General features: G+C 34.2%; 1 protein-coding gene. It reads left to right on the top strand.

Features of this window, described 5'->3' with window-relative positions:
- The first annotated feature begins 122 nt into the window (after nt 1-122).
- Nucleotides 123-1,229 carry an IS4 family transposase gene (locus ACEN36_RS12975; protein ID WP_079650520.1) on the top strand — a complete coding sequence of 369 codons (1,107 nt, stop codon included), beginning with the start codon at nt 123-125 and terminating at the stop codon, nt 1,227-1,229.
- Nucleotides 1,230-1,326 lie beyond the last annotated feature (97 nt).

Genomic DNA, 1,326 nt, shown 5'->3' with positions numbered 1-1,326 from the left:
CACTAGTGTTGCATGAAACATAATATGTTTCACAATGTTATGTATCCTATTCCAATATGCAAAAAAGTCCTTTATACTGAACTTGGATGACTTATCCAAGACCAATAAAAAGGACCCAACTTATGGATAAGTATAAACTAAATTCTGCTTTTAATAAATGGTTTTCGGCAATTAAGTTAGAAAAATTACCGATTCCTATTCGTGAAAAGGTTTTTGCCTTTGATAAATACCATAAGAAACTTAGTTTCTTTCGAGCTCTGCAGCTTTTTCTTCATGCGATCAATGAAGAGAAAGAAAGTCTCAGAGATATGGATACTGCTTTTGTTTCCAAAGAACTTCAAAAAGAGATTGGGATTGAAAGCATCAGTTATTCTCAGCTTTCTAGAGTTCTTCCCAAAATGGATTCAGAAATTCTTTTAGCTATTTTTTACCAGCTTCTCAGTCAGGTTAAAAAGAAAATGCCCGTGGATAAGCGAAATAGTCTCTATTTAATTGACTCTTCGACCTTTTCATTGAATCAAAATCTTTATCAATGGGCTGATTTTCGTAAAACGAAATCAGGAGTTAAGCTTCACTTAAAACTCTGCTTTATGGATAATGACCATCTTTATCCAGATGATTTTACACTAACTAATGCGATTGAACATGATACAAACCAGTTGGAAGTGTTGGTCAATCAACCTGAGGCAACTTATGTATTCGATCGTGGTTACCTAGATTTCGAACGAATGGATAAAATGCACTGGAATGGTTATTTCTTTGTGACGAGAATCAAAAAGAATACAAAAGTTCATGTTTTGGAAACATTAGCAGCTTCCAAAGAAGACTCTATTATCAGCGACCAATTGGTCGCATTAGGTGCTCAAAACTATCTAACTTCCCGATTTCGTTTAGTGACTATTCAAGATCAAAAAGGGAAAGTTCTTCAGTTCATCACGAATCGTTTTGACTGTTCCTCTGCTGAAATTGCAGAAATGTATAAAGCTCGTTGGCAAATAGAACTGTTCTTCAAACACATTAAACAGCATATGACAATCAAAAAGTTTTTTTCAAGAAGCGAACAGGGAGTCGTAAATCAATTGATTTTAGCCTTGATTGCCAGTTTACTAACCTATTTGATTCAGTTAGAAACAAAGACTGGACAGTCTATTTTCCAAATTAAACGACTTTTTCGTTACCTCCTATTTCAACCTGCAGAAAAATGGATTGAACTTTTAGTGCCCAATTGACTACAATAAAACGTTGTTGTTGGATGCTAATGGAATCAGCTAAATAAGCAAAATTTTCTGGAAATAGTCATCCTTTGCGTAAGCATTCGATTTTTTT

Origin of the sequence: Desemzia sp. FAM 23989 (genome assembly GCF_045528345.1) — a bacterium.
Classification (GTDB): Bacteria; Bacillota; Bacilli; order Lactobacillales; family Carnobacteriaceae; genus Desemzia.
This window is presented reverse-complemented; position numbering and strand designations above follow the sequence as displayed.